Below are 16,612 nucleotides of genomic sequence, written 5' to 3' on the forward strand. Positions count from 1 at the left end.
TTGCGCCGATGATAGTGGACGGACGTCTGTGAAAGTAGGTCATCGTCAAGCTCTTATTCCTCAAAACCCCCGCAAGCACTGCTTGTGGGGGTTTTGTTTTGGGCGCTCGAAATAGACATCGGCGACCAACGGTGGCATACCTGCCACGGTCATACAGTTAAAGCTCGAATCAAGGCGTGGCAAGAGCTCGCCGGCTTGTACGGCTAACGCTGCCCATCATTGTCTCTCCGCACCCTAGAGCTCCATTTACACTGCTTTGCTAGCTTACCCGCCTGTGCGCCTGGCGCTGCACATGAGATCGTTTTTCCCCGTCATAGTGCACCATCCGCACCTCCCAGCTAGCTCCTGTGCGCTTGGCGCTGCGCATGAGACCGTTTTTTTTCGCGTTATAGAGCACCATCTTGACCTCCCAGCTAGTGAGCCGCTGGCTCACCGGCTTGCGCGCCTAACGCTGCTCATGACCGCCTCTCCGCGTAATAGCGCACACCAGCACATCACAGCTTGCATCGTGTTTTATTCCCCCAAGCAGCTTTCGATCTAGCCTGCTTCCTGCTTTCACACAGCTTTAGTTAGCCCCCGGCAATAAATACGGAAAAAAGTGCTGACTGATCCCGTTTATTTTATTGCCGGCAGATTCTCTGAGTATTCACTGTCAATCATCTGGAAGCGGAGCAAGGCAAAGCAAGACAAAGTTAGGCAAAGTAAAGTTAGTCCGGGTTGGAAACAGGAATAGACTTCCATGCCTCAGTAAAAGCAGGAAGAAACTCATAAAAAACCTCCCGAAAAACCTATCGAAGAGCTAGCTCCGCTGTACGAAACCACCCATCATTTTCCTACTCTCAAAAATTTATCCCTTCACCTAAGGTGGTCAAATTTGACTGCTTCTTGCTTGGATCTGCTGTTAAATCATGCTGAACTAGGACTTCCGACTAAGTCCTTGTCTTGATTGTTCACTGCCTCAAGATCTGTTTGACTTGCGTCAATCAGGCGCCGAGCTAGTGTGAGCCGGAAGGTAGGGAGTGTGTCAGTCTAGCTAGGGTTTCATTTGGTTCTAGGGAATAAAGATGGTCGCTCAAGATACTGCTCATCAGGCAAGCAATGAGGGTTCAGCGGATACAAGGTTAGCCGTAGCTGAGGGGCCTGGACGTTGGAAACGCATACAGGCGCAGCTGGCGCATCTGCCAATATTCAAGGAGTTGCCACCGGAGCAGCTGGAGCCCATTGCCAAAGGGACGCAGGAGGTCCACGCCTTGCGGGGGACGACTCTGTTTCGGAGTGGCGACCCGTGCCTAGGCTTTCACATGCTGGTCTACGGCCGGGTGAAACTGGTTTTTGTATCCTCATCTGGGGCAGAGCGTGTGGTGCGTCTGGTTGGTCCAGGCGAAGGCTTCGGTGAAGCGCTCATGTTTATGGGGCGCAACTATATTGTGACGGCCCAGACTTTGGTGGATTCACTGCTCCTGCATATTGGTCGGGATACTTTGATGGAGCAATTAGGCAAGGGGAGTGACGTAGCGCGTCTGATGCTGGCGGGTTTGAGCGAGCGGCTCTACAGACTGATGGGCGAGCTGGAAGCCTACACCCTGCAAAATGGGGTACAGCGATTGGTGAGCTATTTGCTACACGAGTGGCCCGGAGAAGAAGGGGCGACGTTCAGAATAGATGTCGGCAAGTCGGTAATTGCTTCGCGCTTGAATCTGACCCCGGAGCATCTGTCTCGCACCTTGCGCGACTTAATTGACCGGGGCCTGATTCGAGTCCAGCGCCGCAATTTTACGATCCTGGACAGTGCTGCTTTGCGACAATACGGTGCTTTGCCTGATATGCGCGCATAGCACGCAGGCTTTGGTGGTAGCGGTGCCATGCCGTCCATAGCGCCCAGGACAGGGTGATAAAGGACAAAAGCAGCATAGGGGCAGCTACCTGGGCAAATACCTCAATACCCAGACCGGCGCCCGTCCAAATGATGGTGCTCAGGCTATGCAAAGCCCAATGAGCACGCGCAATAGAGGCAGGAATGTAGTGAGCTGTTTTAGGGATCAGCCGCAGAAGCGCACGGGTGTGTTCGGGATTGTCGGCATCTACACTGACCTGCTCTTGTGCTTCGCGCCACAGCAGGAATGGCACGATGGTATAGAGCATTCCGCAAACTACAGATCCCAAGGCACCCATGATAAGCAGGACACCCAAGGCCAGATCCCCATTGGTGCCCGCGGGAGAGTTCGCCCAAAAGTTCAGCGCGACACCGACCAGCAGGCTGCTTAATGAGCTGTACCAGAATAAGGTGCTGGCACCAGCTGTCGGACGTTTGCGTTTCCAGATTCGTGTCCAACTGACTATGGCCCACAAGGCGTAGGCCAAGAAAATCAGATAGGTGACTAGGTCACGGACGGGTAGCCAAGGACCGGGCAGTGGCGCCAAAGCCCATTGAGCAATTAGAAAAGCCGCGACGACCCACGGTAGCCAGCGCACTAAAGGGGCGGGATACAGCTCGGTAACTTGAAAAATGGGTACTAGCTGGAAAGACATGGCCATCAGCAGTAAGCCTGCCCAAGCGGCCAAACCCATCATCATGTGCAGGCTCAGCAGATTGGGTATGGTTTGTCCGCTTGCGAGAGCGATTAGCATGGCTAGCCCCGTCGAGACGGTAAACAGCAGGCCTAGCAAGGCCAGACGAATCGGAGCCACTATCTCTTTGGCTCCGCGAAATACCTGTCGGCGGGAACGCCAGAGGGCTGCTGTTGCGCTCAGTAAGTAGGCACCTAGAGAGACTCCCAGAAAAGGGGCAGCCCATTGATAGGCCCAACTTTGCCAGCTTATAAATCCAGTGATCAGCAAGAGTGTGCCGGCACTGAACAATCCCCAAAATAGGAGTGCTCGTGTCCGGGATACCTGAATGGGGACATTACAGGCGACCGCCAGAATATGAGCCAGTGCGCCCAGCATGGCGCTGCCTATGATGCCTAAAGTCCAGGCATGGGTCAGAGCGAGAGTGCTTGGATGCCAGCGGGAGTTAAATAGCTCCGGTCCGCTGTAGATGGCCAGGATGGCAGCCAAGAGTCCAAAGAAAGGCACGTTTGCGAACAAGGGCAGGGTCAGGGACAAGGAAGGCGACTGATCCAGCGATAAAGCGCGTTGCATAGACTTAATTCCTGCGGATGGTGAGCTTGAAGCCGTTCTCTTGCATGGTGCCGTGATAGATAAAGCCGCTGCGCCGCAAGATTTCATACAAAGGAAAGGGCTCCCTGTCCAGCAGCATCAGCAAGCTTTGCTCCGGACCCAGCTCAGCCAATATTTCCAGGCAGTGTTCCAAAGGCTCGGGCGCGGGCAAGCCGCGCGCGTCCAGGGTGATCTCAGTGTGTGTCATCAAGGGCTCCGGCATGAAGGGCTTGGCAGGCATTGTGGACCATTGTGCGGGCCTGTGGCACAAGCAAAGTGGGACTTGTTTGCCGCCGGTCAGGAGGTGGGAAGAATTTGATATGCGTTAAGGCCCCTTAATTTCAGAGCAGGCATAGTGGTGGTCTTATCGAGCCAGGATCAGCCCTGGCCAGATTTCTGATCGGGGAGTGTCATGAATACAGCGTCCACGGCGTTTGCCGCGCCTGAGAACCCGCAGATGGAATTGGTCTGTCCGGCGGGTAGCTTGCCTGCTTTGAAGGCGGCCATTGATAACGGTGCAGATAGCGTTTATCTGGGTTTTCGGGATGCCACCAATGCCCGGAACTTTGCCGGGCTTAATTTTGATGCCCGTGCCATCGCCCAAGGAATTGATTACGCACACGAGCGTGGCCGCAAGGTGCTGCTGGCGCTTAATACCTATCCTCAGCCCAGTGCCTGGCAGCAATGGCGCGACGCGGTAGATCGGGCGGCACAGGCCAAGGTCGATGCCGTCATTATGGCGGACCCTGGCTTGATGGCTTATGCCAGCCAGCACCATCCGGATTTGCGTCTGCATTTGTCGGTGCAAGGCTCCGCCACGAATCCAGAAGCCATCAAGTACTACCACGAGCATTTTGGAATCCAGCGTGTGGTGCTGCCCCGTGTGTTGTCGATGACGCAAGTTGAACAGGTCTGCGAACAAGTCCCGGTGCAAGTGGAAGTATTTGGCTTTGGCAGCTTATGCGTGATGGTTGAAGGACGCTGCGCTCTGTCTTCCTATGCAACGGGTGAATCACCTAATACTCACGGCGTTTGCTCACCTGCGGCCCATGTGCGCTGGGAACAAACCGATCAGGGTCTGGATTCGCGCCTGAACGGGGTGTTGATTGACCGCTATCAGGACGGAGAGAACGCTGCTTACCCCACCTTGTGCAAAGGGCGTTTTGATGTGGCGGGTGAAAACTACTATGCACTGGAAGAGCCAACCAGTCTGAACACCTTGTCGCTCTTGCCGCAGCTACTGGCCGCCGGGGTCAGCGCCATCAAGATTGAAGGCCGTCAACGCAGCCCCGCTTATGTAGCGCAGGTGACTCAAGTCTGGCGTCAGGCCATCGATCTGGCTCAGTCTACGCAAGCCCGCTACTCAGTGCATCCGGCCTGGATGGGGGCTTTGAATAAATTGGCCGAAGGGCAGCAACATACGCTGGGTGCCTATTCTCGGCCCTGGAAGTAAAGCATGGGAGATTCGAACATGAAACTATCTTTAGGCCCCTTGCAGTACTACTGGTCGCGCGTTGCTACTTTGCAGTTTTATGAATCCTGCTGCGCTTGGCCTGTGGATGTGGTCTACCTGGGCGAAACAGTGTGTTCCAGACGGCATGAATTACGGCTGGAAGACTGGCTGGATATTGCCCAGATGCTGGCCGAGGCTGGCAAAGTACCTGTGCTGTCCAGTCAGGTGTTGCTGGAGTCGGGACGGGATGTGAATACGCTGCGCAAAGTCACTGAACAGCACGACTATCTGGTCGAAGCCAACGATATGGGGGCAGTACGTTTGATGCAGGGCCGGGACTTTGTCGCCGGCCCTTTTTTGAATATTTATAACGGGCCAGTGCTGGACCTGATTGCTTCTCAAGGCGCAGTACGCTGGGTGATGCCTTTGGAGATGGGCCGAACGGGTTTGATGCAGTTGCAGCAGGACAGACCAGCAGGTTTGGAAACAGAGGTTTTTGCATTTGGGCGTTTGCCTTTGGCTTTCTCGGCCCGTTGCTTTGCCGCGCGTAATCGTAACTTGCCTAAAGATAACTGCCAGTATGTGTGTATGGACTACCCCGATGGTTTGCTGCTAGAGACTCGTGAAGGACAAGGATTTTTAACGATCAATGGCATACAGACGCAATCAGCTTGGGTCTACACCTTGTTGGAGCAAGTGCAGGATTTGCGTGAGCTTGGGGTGGACATGCTGCGTTTAAGCCCTCAGTCACAGAATATGGAAGGGGTCGTCAGCCTGTTTCATGATGTGGCCCAGGGGCGTATTCAGGCAAGAGATGCGCAAGAGGATTTGGTGGGCTTATTGCCCGCCAAGGCTTGCAATGGATTTTGGCATGGGCGCCCCGGCCTGGAGTGGGTAGCGCCAGTTTCTGAGCGTTTTTAAGGGATGGATGTAGCTGTGAATGAAACAACAATGCAAGGCTCTTTCCCCCGCTTGCCCACCGCCGTGGCGGGCGTATTGAGTCGCTTGCCGCCCTGGCCCGGATCTCGTCTGTTTTGCACAGGTTTGAATGTGTTGATGCGTCCGCATCTGCCCGCGGATATTGCTGAACGCCTGGAAGGTCGAGCTTTACGCATACAGGTAGCCGACGCAGGTTTGGCCTTTGATTACACCTGGCGTCAGGGGGCTTTTTATCCGCTGAGCGCAAACACAGAAAATCCGGACTTGATCCTTAAAGCCGATGTCTGGGCTTTCTATCAGCTGTTGCAGCGCAAGGAGGACCCGGACACCTTGTTCTTTAACCGGCGTTTGTCTATTGAAGGGGATACGGAGCTGGGTTTAATGGTGAAGAACACACTGGACTCGCTTGATCCTGATCTTTTGCATCCGCGCGCGGTGATCAAGCAGGGGCAGGCAGCTTTACAAAATGTGCTGCGCCGCCCGCTTCGTTCTTCTGCATCCTGAGGGCACTGCTTCAGGAGCGACGTACCTCGAAATGTGGGAATAGCTCTTGAAGATTCTGCAGGACATCTTCACCTGGGTAGGCTTGCAAAGCCTGCCCATTTTTTTTGAGTAGATCATCGTCGCAGCCTTGGCTACGGAAAATTTGCACGGCGTAGCGCTGCACCCCCAATTGATGGAGATGCTGCCCCAAGGCTTGAACGGAGGAGGGGCTGTGCAACTGCGGGTGTATCGTGCTGCGGCATTCAAACAGGACGCCTTCATTCAGCAGCAATTGCAAGCTGCGCAAGGCTGGGGCTCCGCTATTGGGGCGTTGAGTGATGGCATCGTAGTGCTCGAATTCAGCCTTGATGTCCAGACCTATCCAATCGACCCAAGGCAGAATCTCCAATAGTCTGGCCGGATGAGTGCCGGCCGTATGCAAACCTATCTTGAAACCCAAGCTGCGCACGGCTCGTATCGCTGCTCCCAGTTCAGGGTCCAGTGTCGGTTCACCACCGCTAAATACCACGGCATCCAGCAGGCCTACGCGCCTATTCAAAAAATCCAGCAGGCTGTCCCAAGCAATGGCGCTGTCTGGCGTGCGCTCTTGCAGATGCGGGTTATGGCAGTAGCCACAGCGCCAAGGGCAACCTTGGACAAAAATGACGGCGGCCAATTGTCCGGGGTAGTCTGTTGCCGAAAAGGGCGTACAGCCCCCCACCTTGAGGGCAAGGCTGCGTGATGGCCGGACGGCTGGATAAAGATGGCGCGTGGCGTGACTCATGATGTTTACGTGTTTTGTGCAGAGGTATCTAGGGAGGCACCTGCTTCAGTAAAGTAACGTCGCTCATGAAATTCGCCTTGCTTGCCTATATTGAATGACGACAGGGGGCGGTGATAGCCCATGACGCGGGTCCAGATTTCGCAGGGCTGGCGTTCGGAATCGTGCAGAGTGATGGGGGTCTGGTTCATGAAAACTCCTTAGATAAAAGCTTGTTTCTACAGGGTGCAAAAAGGGTGGGACGCCAAGGGGCGGGGTTCAAATGACGGCTATGCGCTGATAGGCTGCAGTGCTGCTAGAAGCGGTGGGTGTTGGTGTGCCAGCGTGAAAACCGCAGGGTTTAGTGGATGGGGGCTTGCGCTGGGTCGGAAGCCGATGCCTGTCGTTGGGAGCTGGCGTGGGCGTGATTTTGCAGCGTATCCTGTGATTCTTTTTGTGCTTGGGCCGCCTTCTTGCGTGCCAGTAGTTCACTATCACAATGCGGACAAAACTCATGTTTGCCGGACAAATAGCCATGCTGGGGGCAGATGGAAAACGTAGGTGTGACAGTGATGTAGGGCAAGGAGAAGCGATTCAAGGCCCGTTGAACCAAGTTGCGGCAGGCATCGGTGCTGGATAAGGCTTCCGTCATGTACAGATGCAGCACGGTACCGCCGGTGTATTTGCCTTGCAGCTCGTCCTGGCGTTCCAGGGCTTCAAAGGGATCTTCCGTAAAACCGACGGGCAGTTGCGAGGAGTTGGTGTAATAAGGCATCTGATCGGTGCCCGCCTGCAAAATGTCAGGCCAGCGCGCGCGATCCTCTTTGGCAAAGCGATAGGTGGTGCCTTCGGCCGGCGTTGCTTCCAAGTTGTACAGGTGGCCAGTGTTTTCTTGAAATTCCACCATGCGTTCACGGATATGATCGAGTAGACGCAGGGCAAAGTGGTGCCCCCACGGTGTACATAGATTGTGTTTGTCATTGGTGAAGTTGCGGATCATCTCGTTGATACCGTTTACCCCCAGCGTGGAAAAGTGATTACGCAAGGTGCCCAGGTAGCGGCGTGTGTAGGGAAACAAGCCCTGATCCATCAGTTGCTGAATGACGGTGCGCTTGATTTCAAGGCTTTCGCGGCCCATTTCTAGCAATTCATCCAGTCGAGTGAACAAGCCTGCCTCATCACCTTGGTACAGGTAGCCCAAGCGAGCACAGTTCAAGGTGACAACGCCCAATGAGCCGGTTTGCTCGGCGGAGCCAAACAGACCATTGCCCCGCTTTAACAATTCTCGCAGATCCAGCTGCAGGCGGCAGCACATGGAGCGGATCATATTGGGTTCCAGTTCAGAATTAATGAAGTTCTGGAAATAGGGCAGGCCGTACTTGGCTGTCATGGCAAACAGCCGCTCGGCATTGGGGCTGTGCCAGTCAAAGTCGCGGGTGATGTTGTAGGTGGGGATGGGGAAGGTGAAGGCGCGTCCGCGAGCGTCCCCTTCGCTCATGACCTCGATATAGGCCTGGTTGATCATGTCCATTTCGGTCTGCAGATCACCGTAGCAAAAGGGCATTTCCTCGCCACCGATTAGCGGAACTTGCTGGCGCAGATCATCGGGGCAGACCCAATCAAAGGTCAGGTTGGTAAAGGGCGTTTGTGTGCCCCAACGCGACGGCACATTCAGGTTGTAGATGAGCTCCTGCATGGATTGACGCACTTGCTTGTAGCTCAGCGCGTCTTTGCGCACGAAGGGCGCCATATAGGTGTCAAAGGAGCTGAAGGCTTGGGCTCCGGCCCATTCGTTTTGCAGGGTGCCCAGGAAATTGACGACTTGCCCAACTGCACTGCTCAGATGCCGGGGCGGTCCGGATTCTATTTTTCCGGGGACGCCGTTCAGGCCTTCGTTTAAAAAGGTCCGTAAAGACCAACCTGCGCAATAACCAGAGAGCATGTCCAGATCGTGGATGTGCAGATCCGCTTGACGGTGTGCTTGGCCGATTGCTTCAGGGTAGATATGGCTGAGCCAATAGTTGGCAATCATTTTTCCAGAGCTATTCAGGATCAACCCACCGAGCGAATAGCCCTGGTTGGCGTTGGCCTGAACGCGCCAGTCCTGGCGGTCTAAATACTCGGTGATAGACCGGATAATGTCGAGCTGCGCAGCGGGGCGCTGTGTGGTTTCCTGGGTAGCCATATTCTGCTTAAAAACCTATATATAGTGATTTTTAGGATTCATGACACTATATATGGTGGTTTTTGGCTGGGCTAGACGATTGTGGACCAGGCTTGATCTAGGTTAATTTCTAGAACAGACGAGCTCGCGGTGGGCGATGTTCACTTGCTGTCTGATGCCGCTAAGGGGGGGCGAGGTGTGGCAATGCCTGTCATACCCTTCTTTTGATCCAGCAATTAGGGGGTGCAATGCGGGCGAAGAAAACAAAACTGCCGGCATTGCGCCGGCAGTTCTTGGGTATTCAGTCAGCCTGGTTTAACTAAAGCGCGCTTGGAGTGCGACTTTCAAGTTGTGTTGATACTCAGCAACCTGCTCCAGCAGATGTTCTTCGTGGGACGACCAGCTTTGCTTTTGCTCAGCATTGCGTTCGGGTGCGGGTGACCAGGCAGAGTCCGGGAAATAGGGATCATCACGCCAGCGGGGGATGATGTGCCAGTGCAGGTGGGGGACTTGGTTACCAAACTGGGCCAGATTAATTTTGGCTGTCCCCAGCAGTGTGCGCTGGGTTTGTTCGACCACGTACACCGCTGCCATAATTGCTTGCCGCTGTTCCTCGGGCAGGTCCGTCATCTCAGCGACATGCTCTTGCCAGATCACGCGGGTATAGCCGGGAAATGGGCTGTCCGTGACGGCAAGTACCAGAATGCCAGCGCCCGACCAGAGCAGTTGGTCGGGCTTTAACGCACATAAGGGGCATGTGCCTAGGCTCATGCGGGTTGGCCAAAGAAGAGGTTTTGCAGGGCAACGCCAGGATCGGGCTCACGCATGAAAGCTTCGCCGACCAGGAAGGCTTGAACCTGATTCTCACGCATCAAAGCGACATCTTCCAGAGTGTGAATGCCACTTTCGGTGACCACACGTTTTTCGCTGGGGATGAAAGGCAGCAGATCCAAGGTGTTCTGGGTGCTGGTTTCAAAGGTGCGCAGGTTGCGGTTATTGATGCCCAGCAGGCTGGTCTTCATTTGCAAGGCAATATCCAGCTCGGCACGGTCATGCACTTCAACCAGTACATCCATGCCCAGCTCATGGGCCATGGTTTCGTATTCCATTAATTGGTCTTTATCCAGAGCCGCCACGATCAGAAGAATGCAGTCCGCACCCATGGCCCGGGCGTGGATGATCTGGTAAGGATCAATGATGAAGTCCTTGCGCAGCACGGGCAGGGCGCAAACAGCGCGTGCCTGACGCAGGTGGTCGTAAGAACCCTGAAAATACTGGATATCGGTCAGGACTGACAGGCAAGCCGCACCGTGGGCAGCGTAGCTGGAGGCAATTTCTGTAGGGTTGAAGTCGGCACGGATCACGCCCTTGGACGGAGATGCCTTTTTGACTTCCGCAATAATGGCAGGCTTGCCTTGCGCAATTTTGTCTTCGATGGCGCTGGCAAAGCCGCGCAGGTCGTTCCGGTTCTTCGCTTCGCGCAGCAAATCAGATTCGCTACGCAGTTGGCGGGCGGTGACGACTTCAGCTCTTTTGGTGTCGAGGATTTTGGCCAGAATGTCGTTCATGGGTTTAACTTCCTTGTATAAGCGCGGAATTGTTCGAGTTTTTCTCGGGCGGCGCCGTTGGCTATGGCCTCAAAGGCCATGCGCAGACCTTGCTCTATGGAATCAGCGTGATTGGCGGCGTAGATGGCCAGCCCGGCGTTGAGGCCCACGATATCACGAGCCGTACCCTCTTGGTTATTGAGGGCTTCCATAATCATCAAGGCGGATTCTTCGCGGCTGGTGACGCGGATGCTGCGGTTGGAGGTCATGGCCATGCCAAAATCTTCCGGGTGAATCTCGTATTCACGTACCTGGCCGTCTTTCAGCTCACCCACCAGCGTGGCGGCGCCCAGAGAGGCCTCATCCATACCGTCTTTGCCGTGCACAATCAGAACGTGCTTGGCACCCAGTCTTTGCATGACTCGAACCTGAATCCCCACCAAGTCGGCATGGAACACGCCCATCAGCTGGTTTGTGGCACCCGCTGGGTTCGTCAGGGGGCCCAGAATATTGAAAATGGTACGCACACCCAGTTCTTTGCGGACTGCGGCGACGTTTTTCATCGCACCGTGGTGGGCGGGGGCGAACATAAAGCCGATATTGGTTTCAGCAATGCTTTGCGCCACTTGCTCCGGAGAGAAAGCCAGACTGACGCCTAGTGCTTCCAGCACATCCGCACTGCCTGACGATGAAGAGGCACTGCGGTTGCCGTGTTTGGCCACTTTCACCCCTACCGAGGCGGCCACGAACATGGCGGCGGTGGAAATATTGAAGGTATTGGAGCCATCCCCGCCTGTGCCACACATATCCAGCAACTCGTCTGGGTTCGGGGTAATAACTGGCGTGGCAAATTCGCGCATGACTTGGGCGGCAGCGGAAATCTCACCCACGCTTTCTTTTTTCACGCGCAGACCCATCAGCAGGGCTGCGGCAATTTGTGGCGACATTTCACCACGCATCAGCATGCGCATCAGGTGCAGCATTTCGTCGTGGAAGATTTCCCGGTGTTCGATACAGCGCACCAGTGCTTCGGTAGGAGTGATGGTGTTCATGATTTACAGGTCCAGAAAGTTCTTCAGCAGGGCGTGACCGTGCTCGCTCAGTACGGATTCAGGGTGAAATTGCACGCCGTAAATAGGCAGTTCGCGGTGCCGGATACCCATGATTTCGCCATCTTCGGTTTGTGCCGTCACGTGCAGGCAGGCGGGCAGACTGTCGCGCTCGATCGCCAGAGAGTGGTAGCGGGTGACGTTAAAGGGCGAAGGCAGGTCGGTGAATAAGTCTGTGCCCTGGTGGCTAATGGGGGAAACTTTCCCATGCATGATTTGCTGCGCACGGATGATGCGTGCACCAAAGGCATGCCCGATTGCCTGGTGGCCCAGGCAGACTCCCAGAATCGGCAGCTTTCCTGCAAAGTGCTGGATCAGTGCGACTGACAGGCCCGCATCCACAGGGGATTTAGGGCCGGGCGAGATGCACAGGTGGCTGGGGTTCAGGGCTTCGATCTCTTCAAGGGTGACTTGATCGTTGCGTCGTACCACCACTTCCTGGCCCAATTCTCCGAAGTACTGGACCAGGTTATAGGTGAAGGAGTCATAGTTATCGAGCATGAACAGCATGGGAATACTCCGGCAAAAAAAAGGTGGCTGTGGGGCGATTAAATGGGCTCGTCCAGACCGAATTGCACTTGTTCAGCAGCGCGGATAACCGCACGGGCTTTGGCTTCGGTCTCTTGCCATTCTTTTTCGGGATCGGAGTCGGCGACAATGCCGGCAGCCGCTTGTACATACAGCATGCCGTCCTTGATGACACCGGTGCGGATGGCAATGGCCAGATCCATTTCACCTGAGTAGCTCAGGTATCCGGCGGCACCACCGTAAACGCCACGGCGCACGGGCTCCAGCTCATCAATAATTTCCATGGCGCGCACCTTGGGGGCACCCGTCAAAGTGCCAGCCGGGAAGGAGGCACGCAGCACGTCCATCTGGCTCATGCCGTCTTGCAGCTCGCCGCAGACGTTGGAGACCAGGTGCTGAACGTGGGAGTAACGCTCGATGGTCATGGTGTCGGTCACTTCCACCGTGCCGGTCTTGGCGATACGACCAATGTCGTTGCGGGCCAAGTCAATCAGCATCAGGTGTTCAGCGCGTTCCTTGGGGTCGGATTTCAGCTCGGCGGCCAAAGCAGCATCGGCCTCGGGGGTGGCGCCGCGCTTGCGGGTACCGGCCAGGGGGCGAATGGTGACGCGTTCCTGATTGCGGCCTTCGTGACGGTGCTCTTCCTGACGAACCAGAATTTCTGGCGATGCACCGACCACCTGGAAGTCTTCAAAGTTCCAGAAGTACATGTAGGGCGAGGGGTTCAGCGAACGCAGGGCGCGGTACAGGGACAGCGGCGAATCGCGGAAGGGCTTGGTGATGACTTGGCCAACCTGGACTTGCATCAGATCGCCAGCGGCAATGTATTCCTTGGCGCGGGTGACGGCTTTCAGGTAGTCCTCTTTGTCGAAGTCACGTTCGCATTCGGTCTGCATGCTGGCGTAGGCGTAAGGAATCACCACCGGCGAGCGCAGTTTTTCGCGCAATTCTTTCAGGCGACGCTTGGCTTGTACGTAGGCTTCAGGCTGGGCTGGGTCGGCGTACACCAGCAAGTAGGTGCGACCGGCCAGATTATCCACAATTACCAGTTCGTCCACTTGCAGCAGCATGATGTCAGGCACGCCTTCCTCCTGATCGGACGGGAAGGGCTTGCGGTTCAGACCCAGGGACGGTTCGATGTGGCGTACGGTGTCGTAGCCAAAGTAGCCGGCCAGGCCACCCGCAAAACGGGGCAGACCGGGGCGCAGGGCCACTTTGAAGCGAGCCTGGAACTGTTCGATGAACTCCAGCGGGTCGCCTTCTACCGTTTCGACGGTCTTGCCATCGTGCAGCACTTCTGTGTGGCGGCCGTAGCTGCGAATCACGGTACGGGCTGGCAAGCCAATAAAGGAGTAGCGACCGAACTGCTCGCCGCCCACAACCGATTCCATCAGGCAGCTGTAGCGGCCGCCCTCAGGGCCGTTGTGTGCCAGTTTCAGATAAATGGACAGGGGCGTATCCAGATCGGCGTACGTTTCCGCGATCAGGGGGATTCGGTTAAAGCCTTCTGCTGCTAGGGCATTGAATTCTATTTCTGTCATTTGGATCTCGAGGGTCAGTGGGTACGACGAGCCGGACAGAAACAAAAAAAAGCCCGGTCGTTGTGATTACCGGGCTTATTTCCTGGAGGCGATCCGCTGTTTACTACTTTGCAGGGACGCCAGACTTCAAGGTTATATCTACCCGATACACGAACGCCACCAGCGCCAATAAGCGCCGTAGATAGTGGATGCGTGAGTGCGAGTAGACATGAATTTTATGACGTAAATATGGTGTTGCGTTTGTTGCGCAGCCACATGGCTGCGTCGGCAATAGAGGCAACTATACCATCGGAATCCAGGCTTTGCACATCCAAGCCCTCGTTATATCCATATGGGACTAGCAGGACGGGTATCCCGGCAGCCCGTGCTGCTTGGGCGTCATTGACTGAGTCGCCCACCACCAAAGTTTGGGCCGGATCGATCTGCATCTGCTCGCAAGCATGGAGAAATGGCATGGGATCGGGCTTTTTACGCGGGCAGGTATCGCCACCCACAATCAGCTCGAAATAATGGGCCAGCCCGGTTTTTTCCAGCAGGGGACGGGCGAATTGTTCTGGCTTGTTGGTGACGACCGCCAGACGCACTCCCTGGCTTTGAAAATCATCCAATCCTTCTAGTACACCTGGATACAGGCGGCTGTGCCGCCCATTGCACAAATGGTAATGGTAATAAAATGATTCCAAGGCCTGGGACTGGTTCTCAGGCGGATTTGGCAGATCGGTCAGTGCACGCTTCACCAGGTTTTCCGAGCCTTTACCAACGAAGGTGGCAATAGTCTCTACTGGGAGTTCGGGTAAACCCAGGTCTACACGCATGGAGTTACATGCGGAGGCCAAATCGGGAATGGTATCGAGCAGTGTGCCGTCCAAATCAAACAGTACAGAGAAAATATTCATCTTTTTGTAGCGAACTTGTGACAAAATATTGTCAAATTCCTGTTAATGTCGAGCAGAAAAAGGTTTCGGGATGTCGGGTTTTAATCTCGTTTGATTCATCATGATAAAGCTCCTTACTGCACACGGGCTTATCGATTTAGTGAGCAAACCGTATTTTGGTACAAGATTGGCTTTCGATTGTCCGTTCAGAAAGGCCCTAGGAGCGGAAGTATGATGCTCGATACATTTCATCAGATTCTCGTAGAAAAACAAGTTACGCCCGTCTTTCAGCCCATTGTTGATTTGAAGTCGGGCTTTATTCTGGGTTACGAGGGCTTGATACGGGGGCCGAAGGACACCAGTTTTTATTCGCCATTAGCCTTGTTTGATGCTGCTCGGCAGTGCGGGCGCTTATGGGATTTGGAAGAGCTGTGTTGTCACACCCTGATCAACAGTTTTAATCGCCAGGGCTTGCTGGGCAAACTATTTTTGAATTCCAGCCCGGATGTGGTGATGCGCATGTTGCCATCGGCCCGCATTGAGCCTCGTACAGGGATGCCGCAGCTGGAAGGCATTGATTGGAGCCGGGTCGTTGTTGAACTGACCGAGTCGGAACGCACGGACAGTTATGACTATTTAAATCAGGCCATTGAGCTTTACCGGCAGGAAGGTTTGCAGTTTGCCATTGATGATTTGGGTGAAGGCTATGCCTCCCTGCGTTTATGGTCGGAATTGCGCCCCGAATACGTCAAGATCGACAAATACTTTGTGCGGGACATTGATAGCGATGTGCTCAAGCAGCAGTTGGTGCGATCCATTTGCGATATAGCCAGCCATGCTCACTCCATCGTCATTGCCGAAGGCATCGAGACTAGTGCTGAATTACGCACCTTACGTTACTTGGGGGTAGCTTGCGGCCAAGGTTATTTGCTGTGTCGCCCACAGCCCAATCCCCCGCCTCAGTTAGAACCGGTACAAGCTGCTCTGTTTGGCCCTTTGAACCAGCGGGCGCAGCGTCAGGTGCAAGGTCGCGATGCCATGAGTGTGCGGCGACTGCTGCGTGCAGCGCCAGCAGTCCCGGACCACACCCCTACTAATCGTGTTTATGAGCTGTTTCAAAGCCATCCGGATTTGAGTGCAGTGGCCTTGTTGCGAGATGGCAGGCCCACGGGGATTTTGCGCCGCAGCCAGCTGTATGACCAATTGGCCCGCCCGTATCACCGCGAGTTGTATGGCAATAAACCTTGTTCTTTGTTCATTGAAACCCCGCCGCTGATCGTGGACTGCGACACCAGTTTGCTGGAGTTGGGAACGCTGATGACTCAAGGAGCCGGAGATGCCTTGAGCGATGGCTTCATCATTACGGGGGCGGGCGAGTATTTGGGCCTGGGCTCCAGCGTGGAGCTGATGCGGGAGATCACGCAGATTCAGATCATGACGGCTCGCTACGCCAACCCCTTAACGCAGTTGCCGGGCAATGTGCCTATTGATGAGCATATTGATAGCTTGCTGCGCAATCGCCAGAACTTTGCGGTGTGCTACGCCGATCTGGACCATTTCAAGCCTTACAACGATTTATACGGCTATCGCAAAGGGGATGAGTTGTTGCGCACGATGGCCGAGCTCTTTACGCGTCATGCTGTGGCACGTATGGATTTTGTGGGCCATGTGGGCGGGGATGATTTCATTTTGGTGTTCACCAGCTCCGATTGGGCCGAGCGTTGCCAAGGGATTCTGGACGAACTGACGACGGAACTAGAGGCCTTGTACTTGCAAGAGCATCGGCAAGCAGGTGGGTATCTGGCTGAGAACCGTCAAGGAGTGCAGGTGTTTCACCCGCTAGTGAGCCTGTCCTTGGGGGTAGTCACCGTTGATGAGCCCGAATTGTATTCGGGCTCTTTAATTGCAGAGCTGGCCAGTTCTGCCAAGGCGCAGGCCAAGCGGGTTCAGGGCAATGCGCTGTTTGTAGAGCGACGACGCCCTGACAATCCGGTGCGACAAGAAAACTTCAGTTGCAATACGGTCTTGCAGTAATCCTGCCAGAAGGCAGGTTT

16 protein-coding genes are annotated in these 16,612 nt (G+C 55.0%); 5 read left to right on the top strand and 11 right to left on the bottom strand.

Annotation, left to right across the window (positions count from 1 at the left end; genetic code table 11):
• The first annotated feature begins 1,064 nt into the window (after nucleotides 1-1,064).
• Nucleotides 1,065-1,835, top strand: a complete 771-nt coding sequence (locus AC1RSM_RS08605; RefSeq protein ID WP_492931526.1) for a Crp/Fnr family transcriptional regulator — start codon at nucleotides 1,065-1,067, stop codon at nucleotides 1,833-1,835.
• Here AC1RSM_RS08605 and AC1RSM_RS08610 read toward each other — a convergent pair.
• A complete protein-coding gene (locus AC1RSM_RS08610; protein WP_492931528.1) occupies nucleotides 1,774-3,141 on the bottom strand; it encodes a hypothetical protein in 1,368 nt (455 codons plus the stop codon). The genes AC1RSM_RS08605 and AC1RSM_RS08610 overlap by 62 nt on opposite strands.
• A 4-nt stretch (nucleotides 3,142-3,145) precedes the next feature.
• Nucleotides 3,146-3,367, bottom strand: a complete 222-nt coding sequence (locus tag AC1RSM_RS08615) for a DUF2249 domain-containing protein (protein WP_492931530.1) — start codon at nucleotides 3,365-3,367, stop codon at nucleotides 3,146-3,148.
• 249 nt (nucleotides 3,368-3,616) lie between these two features.
• Here AC1RSM_RS08615 and ubiU point away from each other — a divergent pair, with 249 nt between their 5' ends.
• From ubiU to ubiT, 3 genes are read left to right on the top strand one after another with little or no spacing between them, the layout of a single operon-like run.
• Nucleotides 3,617-4,612 carry a ubiquinone anaerobic biosynthesis protein UbiU gene (gene ubiU / locus AC1RSM_RS08620; RefSeq protein WP_492932964.1) on the top strand — a complete coding sequence of 332 codons (996 nt, stop codon included), beginning with the start codon at nucleotides 3,617-3,619 and terminating at the stop codon, nucleotides 4,610-4,612.
• Nucleotides 4,613-4,630: 18 nt separating this feature from the next.
• Nucleotides 4,631-5,533, top strand: coding sequence for a ubiquinone anaerobic biosynthesis protein UbiV (gene ubiV, locus AC1RSM_RS08625; RefSeq protein WP_492931532.1), 903 nt, complete (start codon nucleotides 4,631-4,633; stop codon nucleotides 5,531-5,533).
• Nucleotides 5,534-5,548: 15 nt separating this feature from the next.
• A complete protein-coding gene (ubiT, locus tag AC1RSM_RS08630; protein WP_492931533.1) occupies nucleotides 5,549-6,055 on the top strand; it encodes a ubiquinone anaerobic biosynthesis accessory factor UbiT in 507 nt (168 codons plus the stop codon).
• 10 nt (nucleotides 6,056-6,065) lie between these two features.
• Here ubiT and AC1RSM_RS08635 read toward each other — a convergent pair whose 3' ends face one another.
• The 9 genes from AC1RSM_RS08635 to AC1RSM_RS08675 form a co-directional block, all read right to left on the bottom strand.
• Complete coding sequence (locus tag AC1RSM_RS08635) at nucleotides 6,066-6,818, bottom strand: anaerobic ribonucleoside-triphosphate reductase activating protein (protein WP_492931535.1); 753 nt, start codon at nucleotides 6,816-6,818, stop codon at nucleotides 6,066-6,068.
• A gap of 5 nt (nucleotides 6,819-6,823) precedes the next feature.
• Nucleotides 6,824-7,006: an anaerobic ribonucleoside-triphosphate reductase gene (nrdD, locus tag AC1RSM_RS08640; protein WP_492931537.1), complete on the bottom strand. Its 183-nt coding sequence runs from the start codon at nucleotides 7,004-7,006 to the stop codon at nucleotides 6,824-6,826.
• 149 nt (nucleotides 7,007-7,155) lie between these two features.
• Nucleotides 7,156-8,979 (bottom strand): ribonucleoside triphosphate reductase, encoded by a 1,824-nt coding sequence (locus AC1RSM_RS08645; protein WP_492931539.1) that lies wholly within the window; start codon nucleotides 8,977-8,979, stop codon nucleotides 7,156-7,158.
• A gap of 294 nt (nucleotides 8,980-9,273) precedes the next feature.
• Nucleotides 9,274-9,729, bottom strand: a complete 456-nt coding sequence (locus AC1RSM_RS08650) for an HIT family protein (RefSeq protein WP_492931541.1) — start codon at nucleotides 9,727-9,729, stop codon at nucleotides 9,274-9,276.
• Nucleotides 9,726-10,526, bottom strand: a complete 801-nt coding sequence (trpC, locus tag AC1RSM_RS08655) for an indole-3-glycerol phosphate synthase TrpC (protein ID WP_492931543.1) — start codon at nucleotides 10,524-10,526, stop codon at nucleotides 9,726-9,728. Before trpC ends, AC1RSM_RS08650 begins: the two co-directional genes overlap by 4 nt.
• The gene (gene trpD / locus AC1RSM_RS08660) at nucleotides 10,523-11,557 is read right to left on the bottom strand and encodes an anthranilate phosphoribosyltransferase (RefSeq protein ID WP_492931545.1); all 1,035 of its coding nucleotides are present in this window, start codon (nucleotides 11,555-11,557) and stop codon (nucleotides 10,523-10,525) included. Before trpD ends, trpC begins: the two co-directional genes overlap by 4 nt.
• Before the next feature lie 3 nt (nucleotides 11,558-11,560).
• On the bottom strand, nucleotides 11,561-12,124 hold the full coding sequence (locus AC1RSM_RS08665; RefSeq protein ID WP_492931547.1) for an anthranilate synthase component II: 564 nt from the start codon (nucleotides 12,122-12,124) through the stop codon (nucleotides 11,561-11,563).
• A gap of 38 nt (nucleotides 12,125-12,162) precedes the next feature.
• Nucleotides 12,163-13,683 carry an anthranilate synthase component I gene (gene trpE, locus AC1RSM_RS08670; RefSeq protein WP_492931549.1) on the bottom strand — a complete coding sequence of 507 codons (1,521 nt, stop codon included), beginning with the start codon at nucleotides 13,681-13,683 and terminating at the stop codon, nucleotides 12,163-12,165.
• A gap of 215 nt (nucleotides 13,684-13,898) precedes the next feature.
• Nucleotides 13,899-14,579: a phosphoglycolate phosphatase gene (locus tag AC1RSM_RS08675; protein ID WP_492931551.1), complete on the bottom strand. Its 681-nt coding sequence runs from the start codon at nucleotides 14,577-14,579 to the stop codon at nucleotides 13,899-13,901.
• Between the two features lie 210 nt (nucleotides 14,580-14,789).
• Here AC1RSM_RS08675 and AC1RSM_RS08680 point away from each other — a divergent pair, with 210 nt between their 5' ends.
• A complete protein-coding gene (locus tag AC1RSM_RS08680) occupies nucleotides 14,790-16,592 on the top strand; it encodes a GGDEF domain-containing protein (RefSeq protein ID WP_492931553.1) in 1,803 nt (600 codons plus the stop codon).
• Nucleotides 16,593-16,612: the final 20 nt, after the last annotated feature.

It is taken from the genome of Alcaligenes sp. GW821-FHT11D07 (assembly GCF_058808495.1).

Coding starts and splice junctions, on each gene's coding strand:
- AC1RSM_RS08605 (WP_492931526.1), top strand. CDS start 1,065: ATGGTCGCTCAAGATACTGCTCATCAGGCAAGCAATGAGGGTTCAGCG.
- AC1RSM_RS08610 (WP_492931528.1), bottom strand. CDS start 3,141: ATGCAACGCGCTTTATCGCTGGATCAGTCGCCTTCCTTGTCCCTGACC.
- AC1RSM_RS08615 (WP_492931530.1), bottom strand. CDS start 3,367: ATGACACACACTGAGATCACCCTGGACGCGCGCGGCTTGCCCGCGCCC.
- ubiU (WP_492932964.1), top strand. CDS start 3,617: ATGGAATTGGTCTGTCCGGCGGGTAGCTTGCCTGCTTTGAAGGCGGCC.
- ubiV (WP_492931532.1), top strand. CDS start 4,631: ATGAAACTATCTTTAGGCCCCTTGCAGTACTACTGGTCGCGCGTTGCT.
- AC1RSM_RS08635 (WP_492931535.1), bottom strand. CDS start 6,818: ATGAGTCACGCCACGCGCCATCTTTATCCAGCCGTCCGGCCATCACGC.
- nrdD (WP_492931537.1), bottom strand. CDS start 7,006: ATGAACCAGACCCCCATCACTCTGCACGATTCCGAACGCCAGCCCTGC.
- AC1RSM_RS08645 (WP_492931539.1), bottom strand. CDS start 8,979: ATGGCTACCCAGGAAACCACACAGCGCCCCGCTGCGCAGCTCGACATT.
- AC1RSM_RS08650 (WP_492931541.1), bottom strand. CDS start 9,729: ATGAGCCTAGGCACATGCCCCTTATGTGCGTTAAAGCCCGACCAACTG.
- trpC (WP_492931543.1), bottom strand. CDS start 10,526: ATGAACGACATTCTGGCCAAAATCCTCGACACCAAAAGAGCTGAAGTC.
- trpD (WP_492931545.1), bottom strand. CDS start 11,557: ATGAACACCATCACTCCTACCGAAGCACTGGTGCGCTGTATCGAACAC.
- AC1RSM_RS08665 (WP_492931547.1), bottom strand. CDS start 12,124: ATGCTGTTCATGCTCGATAACTATGACTCCTTCACCTATAACCTGGTC.
- trpE (WP_492931549.1), bottom strand. CDS start 13,683: ATGACAGAAATAGAATTCAATGCCCTAGCAGCAGAAGGCTTTAACCGA.
- AC1RSM_RS08675 (WP_492931551.1), bottom strand. CDS start 14,579: ATGAATATTTTCTCTGTACTGTTTGATTTGGACGGCACACTGCTCGAT.
- AC1RSM_RS08680 (WP_492931553.1), top strand. CDS start 14,790: ATGATGCTCGATACATTTCATCAGATTCTCGTAGAAAAACAAGTTACG.